13 protein-coding genes are annotated in these 15,245 nt (G+C 62.0%); 5 read left to right on the plus strand and 8 right to left on the minus strand.

The window, feature by feature from the left end; genetic code table 11:
• Positions 1–23: 23 nt before the first annotated feature.
• Entirely contained in the window at positions 24–1,073 is a 1,050-nt protein-coding gene (locus tag LB532_RS10595; protein ID WP_140637842.1) for an ABC transporter ATP-binding protein, read from the minus strand.
• Between the two features lie 289 nt (positions 1,074–1,362).
• On the opposite strand from LB532_RS10595, the gene LB532_RS10600 reads away from it, so the two are divergent.
• The 3 genes from LB532_RS10600 to LB532_RS10610 all read left to right on the plus strand — a co-directional run bounded on the left by LB532_RS10600 (position 1,363) and on the right by LB532_RS10610 (position 5,177).
• Positions 1,363–3,027, plus strand: a complete 1,665-nt coding sequence (locus LB532_RS10600) for an ABC transporter substrate-binding protein (RefSeq protein ID WP_140493924.1) — start codon at positions 1,363–1,365, stop codon at positions 3,025–3,027.
• Positions 3,028–3,124: 97 nt separating this feature from the next.
• The gene (locus tag LB532_RS10605) at positions 3,125–4,246 is read left to right on the plus strand and encodes a carbohydrate ABC transporter permease (RefSeq protein ID WP_140637841.1); all 1,122 of its coding nucleotides are present in this window, start codon (positions 3,125–3,127) and stop codon (positions 4,244–4,246) included.
• A 13-nt stretch (positions 4,247–4,259) separates the two neighbouring features.
• Positions 4,260–5,177 (plus strand): carbohydrate ABC transporter permease, encoded by a 918-nt coding sequence (locus LB532_RS10610; RefSeq protein WP_140515758.1) that lies wholly within the window; start codon positions 4,260–4,262, stop codon positions 5,175–5,177.
• Between the two features lie 46 nt (positions 5,178–5,223).
• Here the strand turns inward: LB532_RS10610 and LB532_RS10615 are convergent, their stop codons facing one another.
• On the minus strand, positions 5,224–5,967 hold the full coding sequence (locus tag LB532_RS10615) for a creatininase family protein (protein WP_140637840.1): 744 nt from the start codon (positions 5,965–5,967) through the stop codon (positions 5,224–5,226).
• Between the two features lie 4 nt (positions 5,968–5,971).
• Positions 5,972–6,538, minus strand: coding sequence for an SIS domain-containing protein (locus LB532_RS10620; RefSeq protein ID WP_140638300.1), 567 nt, complete (start codon positions 6,536–6,538; stop codon positions 5,972–5,974).
• A 187-nt stretch (positions 6,539–6,725) separates the two neighbouring features.
• Here LB532_RS10620 and LB532_RS10625 point away from each other — a divergent pair, with 187 nt between their 5' ends.
• Entirely contained in the window at positions 6,726–7,748 is a 1,023-nt protein-coding gene (locus LB532_RS10625; RefSeq protein ID WP_140583422.1) for an aldo/keto reductase, read from the plus strand.
• Between the two features lie 95 nt (positions 7,749–7,843).
• Here the strand turns inward: LB532_RS10625 and LB532_RS10630 are convergent, their stop codons facing one another.
• The 4 genes from LB532_RS10630 to LB532_RS10645 all read right to left on the minus strand — a co-directional run bounded on the left by LB532_RS10630 (position 7,844) and on the right by LB532_RS10645 (position 13,188).
• Positions 7,844–8,116 (minus strand): HU family DNA-binding protein, encoded by a 273-nt coding sequence (locus LB532_RS10630; RefSeq protein ID WP_006201846.1) that lies wholly within the window; start codon positions 8,114–8,116, stop codon positions 7,844–7,846.
• Positions 8,117–8,312: 196 nt separating this feature from the next.
• Positions 8,313–10,724, minus strand: a complete 2,412-nt coding sequence (gene lon / locus LB532_RS10635; RefSeq protein WP_140637839.1) for an endopeptidase La — start codon at positions 10,722–10,724, stop codon at positions 8,313–8,315.
• Positions 10,725–10,988: 264 nt separating this feature from the next.
• Positions 10,989–12,263: an ATP-dependent Clp protease ATP-binding subunit ClpX gene (gene clpX, locus LB532_RS10640; RefSeq protein ID WP_140493939.1), complete on the minus strand. Its 1,275-nt coding sequence runs from the start codon at positions 12,261–12,263 to the stop codon at positions 10,989–10,991.
• A gap of 295 nt (positions 12,264–12,558) precedes the next feature.
• Complete coding sequence (locus LB532_RS10645; protein WP_140549039.1) at positions 12,559–13,188, minus strand: ATP-dependent Clp protease proteolytic subunit; 630 nt, start codon at positions 13,186–13,188, stop codon at positions 12,559–12,561.
• Positions 13,189–13,522: 334 nt separating this feature from the next.
• Between LB532_RS10645 and LB532_RS10650 the strand changes: the two genes are divergently transcribed.
• Entirely contained in the window at positions 13,523–14,113 is a 591-nt protein-coding gene (locus LB532_RS10650; RefSeq protein ID WP_140637838.1) for a hypothetical protein, read from the plus strand.
• Between the two features lie 2 nt (positions 14,114–14,115).
• Here LB532_RS10650 and LB532_RS10655 read toward each other — a convergent pair whose 3' ends face one another.
• Positions 14,116–15,219 carry an NAD(P)/FAD-dependent oxidoreductase gene (locus LB532_RS10655; protein ID WP_140637837.1) on the minus strand — a complete coding sequence of 368 codons (1,104 nt, stop codon included), beginning with the start codon at positions 15,217–15,219 and terminating at the stop codon, positions 14,116–14,118.
• Between the last annotated feature and the right edge of the window lie 26 nt (positions 15,220–15,245).

A 15,245-nucleotide genomic window follows, 5' to 3' on the forward strand; every position in this document is an offset into this window, starting at 1 on the left:
TTCCTTGTGAAATGAGTTTGAGATCAGAGACGCCTGCCGGTCTCGGCATCGAACAGATGGATGTGGTCGAGCCTCGGCCTGAGCTTGAGCGTATCGCCGGGCTTGAAGTCGTGGCGTTCGCGGAACAGCGCCACCAGCTCGCCGTCCCCGAAACGCAGAAAGACCAGGGTTTCCGAACCAGTCGGCTCGACCACCGAAATCTTGGCAGGCACGCCATCGGCATGGATCTCGACATGCTCCGGGCGCACGCCATAGACGACCGCGCGTCCTTCCTCCACAGCGCTGCCGGGCGCGACCGGGAACAGGGCGCCGGCGATGTCGACGCCGCCCTTGCGCGCGACGCCCTTGAGCAGGTTCATCGACGGCGAGCCGATGAAGCCGGCAACAAACAGGTTGGCAGGCCGGTCGAACAGTTCCAGCGGCGCGCCGACCTGCTCAATGCGGCCGTCGCGCATCACCACGATCTTGTCGGCCATGGTCATGGCCTCGATCTGGTCATGCGTGACATAGATGGTGGTGGTCTTCAGCCGCTGGTGCAATTCCTTGATCTCGGTGCGCATCTGCACTCGCAGCTTGGCGTCGAGATTTGAGAGCGGCTCGTCGAACAGGAACACCTGCGGGTTGCGCACGATGGCGCGGCCCATGGCGACGCGCTGGCGCTGGCCGCCGGAAAGCTGCCGGGGATAGCGTTTCAGGTAAGGGTTGAGGTCGAGGATGTCGGCGGCGCGCTTGACCCGCTCGGCAACCACGGCCGGATCGGTTTTGCGCAGTTTGAGCGCAAAGGCCATGTTCTGCTCGACTGTCTTGTGTGGATAGAGCGCATAGTTCTGGAACACCATCGCGATGTCGCGCTTGGCCGGCGGCAAGTGGTTGACCACGCGGTCGCCGATGGCGATCGTGCCGCCGGAGACGGTCTCCAGCCCGGCCACCATTCTCAGCAGCGTGGACTTGCCGCAACCCGAAGGACCGACCAGCACAACGAATTGGCCGTCAGATATATCGACGCTGACTTCGTGCAGAACCTTGACGGTTCCAAACGCCTTGGCCACTTTGCTGATCGCGACTTGAGCCATATCTCCCCCATCGGCTCCATTGCCGTATGCGCAGAAGCTAACCAACGCGACCTGCCAGGGCAAGCCGGTCTCTTCCCGACAAAAACCGGGTCTCGTTGACACGGCGTTTGGTTGCGAGAATAGTGACAAGCGCTGGTCCGAATACCGGTCGCCCGAACCAAAAAAACGGAACTTCAATCGAGCAGGTGGGGTCCTGCATCGTTCGTTTCCGAGCCGGGAGAATCGTTTGGCGCGCCAGCGCCTGAGAAATTTGGCCGCATTCACAACAGATATTCTGGGAGGAACATCGATGAAAACAGGTCTCTACGAAACGCTGGTCCGCGCGGGGGCAACCCGACGCGACATATTGAAGGGCGCGGCCTCGATGGCCGCGATCGCCGCCGCATCCGGCGCCGGGCTCGGCGCCCTCACGCGCCCTGCCTCCGCCGCCAGCGAGCTGCGCTCGAAAATCCTGCAGATCCCCGGCGTGGGCAAGGGTCAGCCGACCGACGCCGACTTCCAGAAGGTCGGCGAGCTCTGCCTCGAGGCGACCAAGGCCAATGTCAAGGAAGGTGAATTCGCCGGCGTCGAGCTTACCTTCATGGGTCTCAACAACCAGAACCTGCACAATGTGCTGTTCCGCGGCTTCCTGAAGCCCTGGGAAACCTATACCGGCGCCAAGATCAACTGGATCGATCTGGCGCAGGCCGACTACAATGCCCGCCTGCAGCAGTCGATCGCCACCGGCACGGTCGACTTCGACATCATCGAGATGGGCGCGCCGTTCGAGGGCGACGTCTGCGGCAAGGGCCTCACGTCCGAGATGCCCGACTGGGTCAAGACCCAGATCGATTTCGATGACCTCGTCAACTATCTGAAGCCGCCTGTCGGTACCTGGAACGGCAAGCAGTACCGCGTGACCGTCGACGGAGACGCGCATAATTTCAATTACCGTACCGATGTGTTTTCCGATGCCGATCTCGCCAAGGCCTGGAAGGACGGCGGCGGCGGGGGTGAATGGGGCGTGCCGAAGACCTGGCAGCAGGTCCAGGCGGTCACCAAGTTCCTCAAGGGCAAGCAGGTCAAGGGTCAGGACGTCTACGGCTATCTCGACGCGCCGAAACCCTGGGGCGGATTCGGCTTCTATTTCCTCGGCAGCCGCGCCACCGCCTACGCCAAGCACCCCGACGACAAGGCTTGGCTGTTCGACGCCGACACGATGAAGCCGCGCATCAACAATCCGGCCTGGGTGCGCGCCATACAGGACGTGATCGACGCGCTGCCTTCGGAGCCTGCCGACCAGATCAACGCCGATCCGAACACCACCGCCTTCCAGCAGTTCCTGGCCGGCACCGGCTCGATGGTAACCTGGTGGGGCGATGTCGGCTCGAACGTCAAGACCAACGACTCCTCCGTCGTGGGCGACGTCACCGGCTTCTCGATCCTGCCCGGCTCCGACGATGTCTACAACTCCAAGACCGGGCAGTGGGACAAACTCGCCAGCGGACCGAATTATGCGCCGAACTGCGCCTATCTCGGCTGGGGCGTATACGTCATGGCCCGCGTCGATAGCGACGAGAAGAAGAAGAAGGCGGCATGGTCCGCTGCCGCCCATCTCGGCGGCAAGGACCTGTCGATCTGGACGGCGATGTACCCGTCGGGCTTCCAGCCCTACCGCAACTCGCATTTCGACATTCCGGAGTGGGTGGCGGCGGGCTATGACGAAGCCTTCATCACCTCCTATCTCAAGTCGGAATCGGACAGCTACAACCACCCGAACGCGGCGATCGAGCCACGCATCCCCGGCATCTTCCAGTACTATTCAGCCGCCGAGGACATTCTGGCAAACACCTTCGCCGGCAAGATGAAGGCGCAGGAGGGCGCAGACGCCATTGCCGCGGCCTGGGAAAAGCTGACCGACCAGATCGGCCGCGACAACCAGATCAAGCTCTACAAGGCCTCGCTCGGCCTGTAGGCAGGCGTTACGATGGATCACGGCCCGGCGGAACGTCGTCGCCGGGCCGTATCTCGGCCGGCTTAGGCCGGTCATTTGCGCAAAAGAGGCAAGAGGCGTGGCTGACCAGACTTCGACCACGAACGCGTGGCCGGCAAATTCCGTACCGACCGACCTGATTCCGCCCGGCCGCAAACGCCTTGGTTGGTCCCTGATGGCCGTCGCGACGCTCGGCCTTCTGGCAACGATCCTGGTGCAAATCCTCTACAAGAGCGAGGTCGACACGATCGGCTTCGAGACATGGCGGCCCGTGGTCTACGCCTATGTGCTGTGGGGCGTGGCGCTCGGCATCGGCCAGGTGCTGACGCGCGGCGAAGACGGGCAGCGCGCGCTGTTCCTGCTGCCAGCGCTGCTGTTCACCATCGCCATGGTGATCTTCCCGACCCTGTTCGGCTTCTACATCGCGCTGACCGACTGGAACCTGAGTTCATTCTCGGGCCGCAAGTTCAACGGGCTCGACAATTTCTGGCAGATGCTCGGCGATCCCTATTACCGCAACGCGCTGTTCAACATGGTGCTCTATGTGCTGGCGGTGCTGGTCGAATATGTCATCGCCTTCGGCCTGGCGCTGCTGCTCAATGCGCAGATCCGGGCGCGCAAATTCTTTCGCGTCGTCTTCCTGATGCCGCTGATGCTGTCACCGGTCGCGGTCTCGTGGATGATCGGCAAATCGCTGATGGAGTACCGGTTCGGGCCGGCGGCGACACTGGCCCGCAACCTCGGCTGGGACAACCCCGCCTTCTTCTCCAACCCGATCACCGCCCGTATCTCGATCATGATGCTCGACGCCTGGACCTTCATCCCCTTCATGATGATCATGCTGCTTGCCGGCCTGCAGGCGATGTCGCGCGAGGTGCTGGAGGCCGCGCGGGTTGATGGCGCCACGGCCTGGCAGACCTTCTGGCAGGTCACTTTCCCGCTGATGCTGCCGGTGTCGGTGACCGCGGTCGTGCTGCGCATCATCTTCAAGCTGAAACTGGCAGACATCATCATCACGGTCACCTCGGGTGGTCCCGGCGGCGCCACCGATTCCGTGTCGAGCTTTATTTATCGCGAGTACCGGGACCGTTCCAATGTCGGCTACGGCACGATGCTGGCGATGGCCTATCTCGTCATCATCGTGGTGTTCGTGACCTGGCTGCTGAAGGTCGCCAACCGCTTCGTGCGCAATGTGAATTAGAGCGGCCGGGATCATGAGCGTTCAGACCACCGACTATACCGTCTCCGAAATCCGCTCGCCGGCGAGCTTCATCACCAGCCGCGTCTTCATCTATGGCGCGCTGGTGTTCTGGGCCTTCATCTGCCTGTTTCCGATCTACTGGACGATCACGACCTCGTTCAAGTCGGCGGTCGACGTGACCCAGGGTCATTTGATCCCCTTCGTCGACTTCCAGCCGGACTGGAAGGGCTGGCGATCGCTCGGCCTGTCGCCGGATTCGATCTTCCAGACGTCGACCGTCCGCGACGAATTCTTCAAGCGTTTCATGAATTCGGTCATCACTTCGGTCGGCGCGTCGAGCCTCGCCATCGTCATCGGCAGCCTCGCCGCCTACGGTCTTACACGCTATCGCTATCACTTCGCCTGGTTCAAGAACGAGGACATTTCCTTCTTCTTCCTGTCGCAGCTCATCCTGCCGCCAGTTGTGCTCGCACTGCCGTTCCTGGTGCTTTACCGCGAAGTCGGCCTGCTCGACACGCGCATCGGGCTGATCCTGCTTTACACGCTGATGGTGCTGCCAATCGTCATCTGGATCATGCGCGACCAGTTCAATTCCATCCCGGTCGAGCTCGAGGAAGCGGCCCTCGTCGACGGGTTGTCGATCTGGGGCGCGTTCTTTCGCATCGTCATGCCGATTGCCCTGCCCGGCATGGTCGCGGCTTTCATCCTGGCGATGGTGCTGTGCTGGAACGAGTATTTCTTCGCCGCCCTTTTGACCTCGACCGACGCCAAGACAATTCCGGTCATGGTGGCGAGCCAGACCGGTTCGCAAGGCATCAACTGGTGGTCGATGGCAGCGCTTGCCACAGCGGCAATCGCGCCCTTGGCCGTCATTGGCATCGCGCTGGAGCGTTACCTGATCATGGGCATGACCGCGGGAGCGGTGAAATAGGCGGCGCCGTCCTTACCTTCTCCACGAGGAAGAAGGAAGAGCCGCGCTAGCCCCTTAGGATCGTGCGCAGGTGATCCATGATCATGGCAACGCCCTCTGCTCCGAGCGCAGCGGAGGCATCCGGAGCGCTGGCCGTATACCAGCTCGTATTGTCGGCGAAATGGCCGGCATCGACAGCCTCAGGGCATAGCGCCAGCATCAGCGAGGTCTCGCCGATGCCGGCATGGTCGAATGGGTACTTGCCGTTCATCGCGGCCGGCATCAGCGGATGCACCTGCACCCAGTTGAAGAAATTTTCACCCGCGGCGTGTCCGGCATAGTAGTCGGCCATCGCGTCGGCCCCCCACCAGCCCTCGCCACGCTGCTTTTCGAGGAAGCGGAAGATCGCCTGGCGGCCGGCGGTCTTGAAGGCGAGATCGGTCGGCATGCCGGCGGCGAAATTCTCGGTCTGGTGGTGGATTATTGCATGGATGTTGCGAAAACCGATGCGCAGCAGGCTGTAGAACAGTTCCTCCGCGAAGGGGGCCAGTTGATTGCCGCCAACCTGCACCGAGCCGGTGCCCTCCGGCGGCGCCACGGCGTAGCTCGCCGCGCCGTAGTAGAAGGGCGGCAGGATGACGATGTCCCGCTCCTTCTCGAACAGCTCCAGCGTCTTGACGACCGCCAGCGTGTCCATGCCGACCGCCATATGCTCACCATGATATTCGAGCACGCCGAGCGGCAGCGCGACCGGCCAGTTCTGGACGATCGCCTTGCGGATCTGGTGCGGCAGCATCAGCTCATAGCGCATCGCACTACTCCATATTGGTGTGGCGGGCCCGCATCGCCTCCGGCGAGGCCGCGGTCAAACCCCTGAGCTTCAGCACCATGACCTCGAACAGCAGGAACAGCGCGCCTTCGAACACCGATCCCATCGGCAGGACCGATGTTTTTTGCGGGCCTTGGTCGTCGGCCATGGTCTGCGCCGGCACGAGCAGCGTGAAGTCGGCCAAGCGTGCTGCACTGCCACCCGGCTGGGCGGTCAGAAGAAGAACCGTCGCGCCGGCCTGGCGCGCCACCTGCATCAGGGTCAGCACGGTCGCGGTTTCTCCTGGCCCGGAACTGACGAGGAAGACATCGCCCTGCCCCAAGGGCGGCGTGGTCATGTCGCCGACCACCGACACCGGCAGGCCCAGATGATAGAGCCGCATGGCGAAGCCCTTGACCTGCAAGGCCTCACGGCCGCAGCCATAGACAACGATCTGCCGTGCTCCTGCGAGCATCCCGCAGACGGCATCGATCCGGCCGTCGTCAACGCGCGCCAGCACAGTGCCGAGCTCGTCCAGAGCGGTCCTGAACATCTGCGAGCCCGCATCGCTCATGACGGTGCCATCCAACGATCCAAGGTCGAAGAAGAGTGAAAATTCCCGGTCACGTCTCTCCCCGAACAGCTTGTTTTTATTCATGGTATCACCGCGAAAATCCGTGTCCAACGCCCCTGCGCGCTTTTGCTGTGCCACGAGCGTGATAGTGTCATGTCAGACAAATCAATGAGGCAAACGGCAGGACATGAAGACACGGCATTTCGACCGCATCGGCAATGGCGGCATCAGCTTCACCGAACTCGGCTTCGGCACTGCGCCGCTTGGCAACCTCTACCGCGCCGTCTCCGACGAGGACGCCAATGCGACGCTGGAGGCTGCATGGGCGACCGGCTGCCGCTACTATGACACCGCGCCGCTCTATGGGCTTGGCCTGTCGGAGACGCGGCTCAACCCCTTCCTGCGCGGCAAGAAGCGCGACGACTATGTGCTGTCGAGCAAGGTCGGCCGCATCATGCGCGCCTGTCCGCCGCAAGAGCGCACCGGCATCGGCAAGTTCTTCGACACGCCGTCGCGCAAGGAGGTCTACGACTACAGCTATGACGGCGTGATGCGCTCCTTCGAAGCGTCCCTGGAACGGCTCGGCGTCGACCGCATCGACATACTGTTCGTGCACGACGTCGACATCTTCACCCATGGCAGCAAGGAAGCGTCCGACCAGCGCATAGAGGAGTTTATGCGCTCCGGCTATTACGGGCTGCTTGCCTTGCGCGACCAGGGCGTCATCAAGGCCTTCGGTGGCGGCATCAACGAATGGCAGGTTGCCCAGACATTAGCCGAGCGCGGTGATTTCGATCTGTTCCTGCTCGCCGGCCGCTATACGCTGCTCGAGCAGGAGGCGCTGACATCCTTCCTGCCGCTCTGCCAGAAGCGCGGCATCGGCATCGTTTTGGGCGGCCCCTACAATTCCGGAATCCTGGCCACGGGGCCGAAGCCGGGTGCCTTCTACAACTACACCGAAGCGCCGCGGGACGTGCTCGACCGGGTGGCGCGCATCGAGGCGGTCTGCCGACGCCATGACGTGCGCCTGATCGAGGCAGCGCTGCAGTTTCCGTTGCTGCATCCGTCGGTCGTGTCGGTGATCCCCGGTGGCCAGCGGCCAAGCGAGGTCGAAAGCAACCGGTCACTGCTCGATGCGAAACTGCCGGCGGCACTCTGGGCCGACCTGAAGAAGGACGGCCTGATGCGGGCGGACGCGCCGACCGGGTAGCTCGCCATCGCGAACCCATCCACCACTATCTGCGCAAAAGAAAAGCCGGGGCTTGCCCCGGCTTTTCTGATATTTTGAAATTTAAAAAAAGGCGCTTAATTGACGGCGTCCTTGAGACCCTTGCCGGCCGAGAACTTCGGCACGGTGCGCGCCGGGATCTTCACTTCGGCGCCGGTCTGAGGGTTGCGGCCGGTCGAGGCCGCGCGCTTCGACACGGTGAAATTGCCAAAGCCGACAAGCCGGACATCGCCGCCCTTCTTCAGTTCGCCGGTGATGACGGAGAATACCGCATCGACAGCCGACTGCGCGTCACCCTTCGAAATGCTCGCGGCGTCGGCGACAGCGGACACCAGTTCGTTCTTGTTCATAAAAATTCCCTTCCATGAGAACACCGGAACTCACGACTCATCCGGCAGGAAACGGACTTTAGAAAGAAGCGCTCGCGCAACCAAGTCGAAAAGCCGGGAAAGAGCGGAAAAAAGCCCGGAATTCCGGGGTTTTTCACATGAAAAAGCCGGGCGCGAGGCCCGGCTTTCTGTTTGTGCGCTGCAACTTTAGCAAGAACTAATGCGCAAGCGACTTTCCGGCGTCATCCGCAGTGTCCGTCGCGGCAGGAGGATTGACCGGTTCGACCCATTCGATTGGCTCCGGCATACGCACCAACGCGTGGCGTAACGCCTCGCCGACCCGCGAGACCGGGATGATCTCCATACCGTTCTTCACGTTGTCAGGAATATCCGCCAGATCCTTGGCGTTGTCTTCCGGGATCAGCACCTTCTTGATGCCGCCGCGCAGTGCGGCAAGCAACTTCTCCTTCAGACCGCCGATCGGCAGCACCCTGCCGCGCAGCGTGATCTCGCCGGTCATGGCGACATCGGCCCTGACTGGAATGCCGGTCAGCACGGAGACGATCGCGGTCGCCATCGCCACACCGGCCGACGGTCCATCCTTGGGCGTGGCACCCTCCGGCACGTGGACGTGGATGTCGCGCTTGTCGAACAGCGGCGGCTCGATGCCGAAATCGAGAGCGCGCGAGCGGACATAGGAGGCCGCCGCCGAAATCGATTCCTTCATCACGTCGCGCAGATTGCCGGTCACCGTCATGCGGCCCTTGCCGGGCATCATGACACCTTCGACCGTCAGCAGCTCGCCGCCGACTTCCGTCCAGGCAAGTCCGGTGATGACGCCGACCTGGTCGTCTGCCTCGACCTGACCGAAGCGGAAGCGCGGAACACCGAGATAGTCGGCGAGATTGTCCGCCGTGATGTTCACAGTCTTCTTCTTCGTCTTCAGGATCTCGGTCACCGCCTTGCGCCCGAGCTTCATCAGCTCGCGCTCCAGGCTCCTGACGCCCGCTTCACGGGTGTAGGTCTGGATGATGGCGCGGATCGCGTCCTCACTGACGGAGAACTCCTTCGGCTGCAGCGCGTGATCGCGCACCACCTTGGGCAGCAAATGCCGCTTGGCGATCTCGATCTTCTCGTCCTCGGTGTAGCCGGCGATACGGATGATTTCCATGCGGTCCATTAAGGGCGCAGGGATGTTCAGCGTGTTCGCCGTCGTCACGAACATCACACTCGACAGGTCGTACTCGACCTCCAGATAGTGGTCCATGAACGTCGAGTTCTGCTCGGGGTCGAGCACCTCCAGCAAGGCCGACGACGGATCGCCGCGGAAATCCTGGCCCATCTTGTCGATCTCGTCGAGCAGGAAGAGCGGATTGGATTTCTTCGCCTTCTTCATCGACTGGATGACCTTGCCGGGCATCGAGCCGATATAGGTGCGGCGGTGACCGCGGATCTCGGCCTCGTCACGCACGCCGCCCAGCGCCATGCGGATGAACTCGCGGCCGGTCGCCTTGGCGATCGACTTGCCGAGCGAGGTCTTGCCGACGCCGGGAGGGCCGACGAGGCACAGGATGGGCCCCTTGAGCTTCTTCTGGCGGCTTTGCACGGCGAGATACTCAACGATGCGGTCCTTGACCTTGTCGAGACCGAAATGGTCGGTGTCGAGCACGTTCTGCGCGAACGCCAGGTCCTGCTTGACCTTGGAGTTCTTGCCCCACGGGATCGACAGGATCCAGTCGAGATAATTACGCACCACGGTCGATTCCGCCGACATAGGCGACATCGTCCTCAGCTTCTTCAATTCGGCTTCCGCCTTTTCGCGGGCCTCCTTGGAGAGCTTGGTCTTCTTGATGCGGGCCTCGATCTCGGCGGCCTCGTCGCGGCCATCCTCGCCTTCGCCGAGCTCCTTCTGGATCGCCTTCATCTGCTCGTTGAGGTAGTATTCGCGCTGCGTCTTCTCCATCTGGCGTTTGACGCGCGAGCGGATGCGCTTCTCCACCTGCAGGACGGAGATTTCGGCCTCCATGAAGCCCATAGCCTTTTCCAGCCGCTCCTTGACCGAGAGCGTGGCCAGCATCTCCTGCTTTTCGGGGATCTTGATGGCGAGGTGGGAAGCGACCGTGTCGGCGAGCTTGGAATAGTCGTCGATCTGGCTGGCGGCACCAACCACCTCGGGCGAGATCTTCTTGTTGAGCTTGACGTAGTTCTCGAAGTCGGCGACGACCGAACGAGCCAGCGCCTCGACCTCAACCTCTTCCTCTTCCGGCTCGACCAGCGCGGTGGCGCGGGCCTCATGGAAGTCGGGACGGTCGGTGAACGCGGTGATTTTCGCGCGCGAGGCGCCTTCGACCAGCACCTTGACGGTGCCGTCGGGCAGCTTCAGCAATTGCAGCACGTTGGCGAGCGTGCCGATATCAAAGATGGCATCGGGCTCCGGATCGTCATCGGCGGCATTCATCTGGGTGGCGAGCAGGATTTGCTTTTCCTGCCCCATCACCTCTTCCAGCGCCTTGATCGACTTTTCACGGCCGACAAAGAGCGGAACGATCATGTGGGGGAACACCACGATGTCGCGCAATGGGAGGACTGCGAAGACGCCGTCGCTGGGAGCCTTGGTTATTTTGGCCATTGTCCAACCTTTCATGTCGCGGCCGCCAATCGGCCAACCGCGAATCTTATATTAACGACCGGGGATCGTTCCGCCTACCACCGTTTGTGACGGGAGTTTTACAGCACAGAAATCGGGCACCTCGGCCTTCCCGTGTTAGGTGGATGCAAGCGGCCCAAAGATCAAGAGTTAACATCGTCGGCAATCCACTCCATCGCATACCCCTTTACGGCAAAACGGCGCCCCGAGGGCGCCGTTCCACAAAATATGGGATCAAGTGCCATATCAGGCACTGACATTGCCCTTCTTTTCCTTCTGTTCGGAATAGATGTAGAGCGGCCGGGCGCTGCCGGTCACCACTTCTTCCGAAATCACCACTTCGCGCACGCCTTCGAGCGCCGGCAGTTCGAACATGGTGTCGAGCAGGATCGCTTCCATGATGGAGCGCAGGCCGCGCGCGCCGGTCTTGCGCTCGATGGCGCGCTTGGCGATCGCCGACAAAGCGTTCTCGTGGAAGGTCAGGTCGACATTTTCCATCTCGAACAGCCGCTGGTACTGCTTGACCAGGGCGTTCTTCGGCTCGGTCAGAATCTGGATCAGCGCCGGCTCGTCGAGGTCTTCCAGCGTCGCCAGGACCGGCAGACGGCCGACAAACTCGGGAATGAGGCCGAACTTCAAGAGATCCTCTGGCTCCACCAGGCGGAAGACATCGCCGGTGCGCCGATCCTCGGGCGATGCCACGGTGGCGCCGAAGCCTATCGAGGTCTTGCGGCCACGATCCGAGATGATCTTGTCCAGCCCGGCGAAGGCGCCGCCGCAGATGAACAGGATGTTGGCGGTGTCGACCTGCAGGAATTCCTGCTGCGGATGCTTCCTGCCGCCCTGTGGCGGTACAGAGGCGACAGTGCCTTCCATGATCTTCAACAGCGCCTGCTGCACGCCCTCGCCCGACACGTCGCGGGTGATGGACGGGTTGTCGGACTTGCGCGAAATCTTGTCGATCTCGTCGATGTAGACGATGCCGCGCTGGGCGCGTTCGACATTATAGTCGGCCGACTGCAATAGCTTCAGGATGATGTTCTCGACGTCCTCGCCGACATAGCCGGCCTCGGTCAGCGTCGTGGCGTCGGCCATGGTGAAGGGCACGTCGATGATGCGGGCGAGCGTCTGCGCCAGCAACGTCTTGCCGCAACCGGTCGGGCCGATCAGCAGGATGTTGGACTTTGCCAGCTCGACATCGTTGTTCTTGCCGGCGTGGGCGAGGCGCTTGTAGTGATTGTGGACGGCCACCGAGAGCACGCGCTTGGCGTAGGGCTGGCCGATAACGTAGTCGTCGAGAACCTTGAGGATCTCCTGCGGGGTCGGCACGCCCTCGCGCGACTTCACCATCGAGGTCTTGTTCTCCTCGCGGATGATGTCCATGCACAGCTCGACGCATTCGTCGCAGATGAAGACCGTCGGGCCGGCGATCAGCTTGCGCACCTCATGCTGGCTTTTGCCGCAAAACGAGCAATAAAGCGTGTTCTTGGAATCGCCGCTGTTGTTGCCGACTTTGCTCATTTTCATGTCCTTTCATGGCCGCCCGCCGATGGTCTGGCTGAAAGGGCGCATACTCTATTTATCGCGGGAATCCGCCGCCGCCAGTATCCCGGCTCCCGCAACGTATTCCGTACGAAACACAAATCAGAAAACGTGGCAATGATTCGCAGCAACCCCACACAAAGCTAAGCCGTCGAAAATCAACATAGCCTTAACGTAGGCAATCCCGATCGTCGAGGGAACAGCCAATTGTGGCCGAAATGCCGCAAGACGTGCCAAAAGCGCGTGATGCCGCCATCCAACTGCCAATATGCCGTTATGCCAGCGCCCCTTCGGCCGCTTCGCGCGACGAAATGACCTTGTCGATCAGGCCGAAATCCCTGGCCTCGTCCGCGGTCATGAAATGGTCACGGTCAAGCGTCTTTTCAATCTCGTCGTAGCTCTTGCCGGTGTGCTTGACGTACACTTCGTTGAGGCGACGCTTCAGTTTGATGATGTCCTGGGCATGACGCTCGATGTCGGACGCCTGGCCCTGGAAGCCGCCGGACGGCTGGTGAACCATGATGCGGGCGTTCGGCGTGGCGAAGCGCATGTCCTTGTGGCCGGCGGTCAGGAGCAGCGAGCCCATGGAGGCCGCCTGGCCGATGCACAGCGTCGACACGGCCGGCTTGATGAATTGCATGGTGTCGTAGATGGCCATGCCCGAGGTGACGACGCCACCGGGCGAATTGATGTAGAGGTTGATTTCCTTCTTCGGATTCTCGGCTTCCAGGAACAGTAGCTGCGCGCAGACCAGCGTCGCCATGCCGTCCTCGACCGGACCGGTGATGAAAATGATACGCTCCTTGAGGAGGCGCGAGAAAATGTCGTAGGCCCGCTCGCCGCGATTGGTCTGTTCGACCACCATCGGAACGAGGTTCATGTAGGTTTCGACGGGGTTCTTCATTCGTTATCTCTTGTCTCGCGTGGGATTCCGGCGCCGGACATGCTGGCAACTCGGGCAGAATCGGTTCTGGATCGTTATTGTGTAAATAGGATGCGGGCTCATCCTTGTGCAAGGCCGGCCCCTCCTAGCCATCTGGGTAAGTCGAATCAAGCTTTCCAGGCAAGATTCGCAGCGGCGGGCGCTTCCACCAACTGGCGACGGCACCTGCGGCCTGACAGGTAGCAGTTTCTTAACCCCGTCACTTAACGAATGCGCCGAACCCGCTTTTCTCGCGGACCGCTTCCCCTACAATTCAACATTGAACTTGTGTCCGCGGTTCAACAGGGGGAATGTCATGTCCAGGAAAACCGCATGCTTCGCCATGGCCGGGCTGACCATGCTCGGCTCGATTTCGCAGACGGCGGCCGGCGGCCGCGCCGTCGAATGCTATGAGCCGGTCCAAACGCCTGATGTCTATGACACCGTGTACGAGGACGTGATGATCAGTCCGCCCAGCCAGCAGGTCGATTATGAGGCGCCGATCTACGGCACGCGCGAGCGGGTGGTGATGACGGTTCCGGCACAAGTGACCTACGAGGTGGTGCCCGCAATCACCCGTACCGTCTACCACACAGTCAAGGTCGACGATGGCGGTTATTCCTGGGAATGGCGCCTCATCCACGGCCGCAAGGTGCTGTGCAAAGTCTGGCACAAGGCGCGCTATGAACGCGTCGCCGAGACGGTGGTGATCCAGCCGGAGCGCACAAGGCGCGTCGTCATTCCGGCGCAATATGACAGGATCGCCCAAGAGGTGCTGGTGCGACCGGAGCAAAGGCGCGTCATTGACATTCCCGCCGCCTACCAGACCGTCGCGCGACGCGTGCTGGTGCGCGAAGGCTCATCCGGCTGGCGGCGCGTGCATATTCCGAGGCACTGTCAGGACTGAATTCAGGCGATTTCGGCCCGCAGCCAACGTTTCAGGCCGGCGACATCGCCATCATCAATGGCCGCCGCCACGCGCCGGCCAACCGCCACCCCGAATTTGTAGCCATGGCCCGAGCAGGCCGAGACGATCAGGCACTTGCCTGTCTCATGCGCCAGGAATTTCTCGTCGTCCGTGAATGTGTAGGCGCAGGTGACGACCTCGGTCACCTCATACTCCTCAATGCGGGCGATCGGCGGCGAGAACAGGTTGCGGATCGCCTCGCCCTCGCCCGGCACCGGTTCGCGGTTCCAATCGGCGTCGCTGGTCGGTACCTTGTGCAGGCCCGAACCGAATTTCATGCCGGCACCTCGAGTCAGCGGAATCATGTAGCCGTCGGTCTTGCCACCTACATCGAGGACCACGGGCGCCACTTCCCAGACGGCCTTGAGGTCCGCCGGCGGTTCGACATAGGCGAGCGCGGTTCGGTACGTCTTCAGTTCGCCGCCGAGTTCGGGGAACAGTTTCAGCACCCAGGCGCCCGCGGCGACGACGATGCGGTCGGCCTGCATCGTCTCGCCGGACGCGAGCACGATATGGCCTGCCTCGGGGTCGACCGCCGTCACCTTGCTGTTCTCGTAGACGTTGGCGCCGTTGGCGCGCAGCCACTTGGCCAGGCCGGACGCGATCTTGCGGCAATGCAGCGCGCCGCCTTCCGGCGAAAAATAGGCGTAGCGGAACGAGCCCGGCTCCAGGAAAGGCCAGCGTTCGACCGCGGCATCGGGTTCCAACAGATCGAACGGATAGTTTCCCTCCTCCAGCCCTTCCCGGTATTCCTCGGCTTCGTCGCCCGGCTCGCGCGAGACGCAGAGAAAGCCCCTGGAATCGAGATGGTTGTCGCCGAGGTCGGCCCACATCTCGTCCCAGGCTTCATAGGCCTCGCTGATCAGCCGGCCGTAGCCGGTCCCGGCCCGGTAGGCACGGCGAATGATGCGGTGATGGTCGCCGGATGCCGCCAACGGATTGGGGATCGGCCCCTGCTCGACGATGGAAACGCTATGGCCGGCCTTGACCAGCGACCATGCGGTGGAGAGACCGGCGATGCCCGCGCCGACAACGATCACATTCATCAAATCAGACTTTCCGCAGCCGTTGC

It is taken from the genome of Mesorhizobium sp. ESP-6-2, assembly GCF_020164675.1.
Classification (GTDB): Bacteria; Pseudomonadota; Alphaproteobacteria; order Rhizobiales; family Rhizobiaceae; genus Mesorhizobium.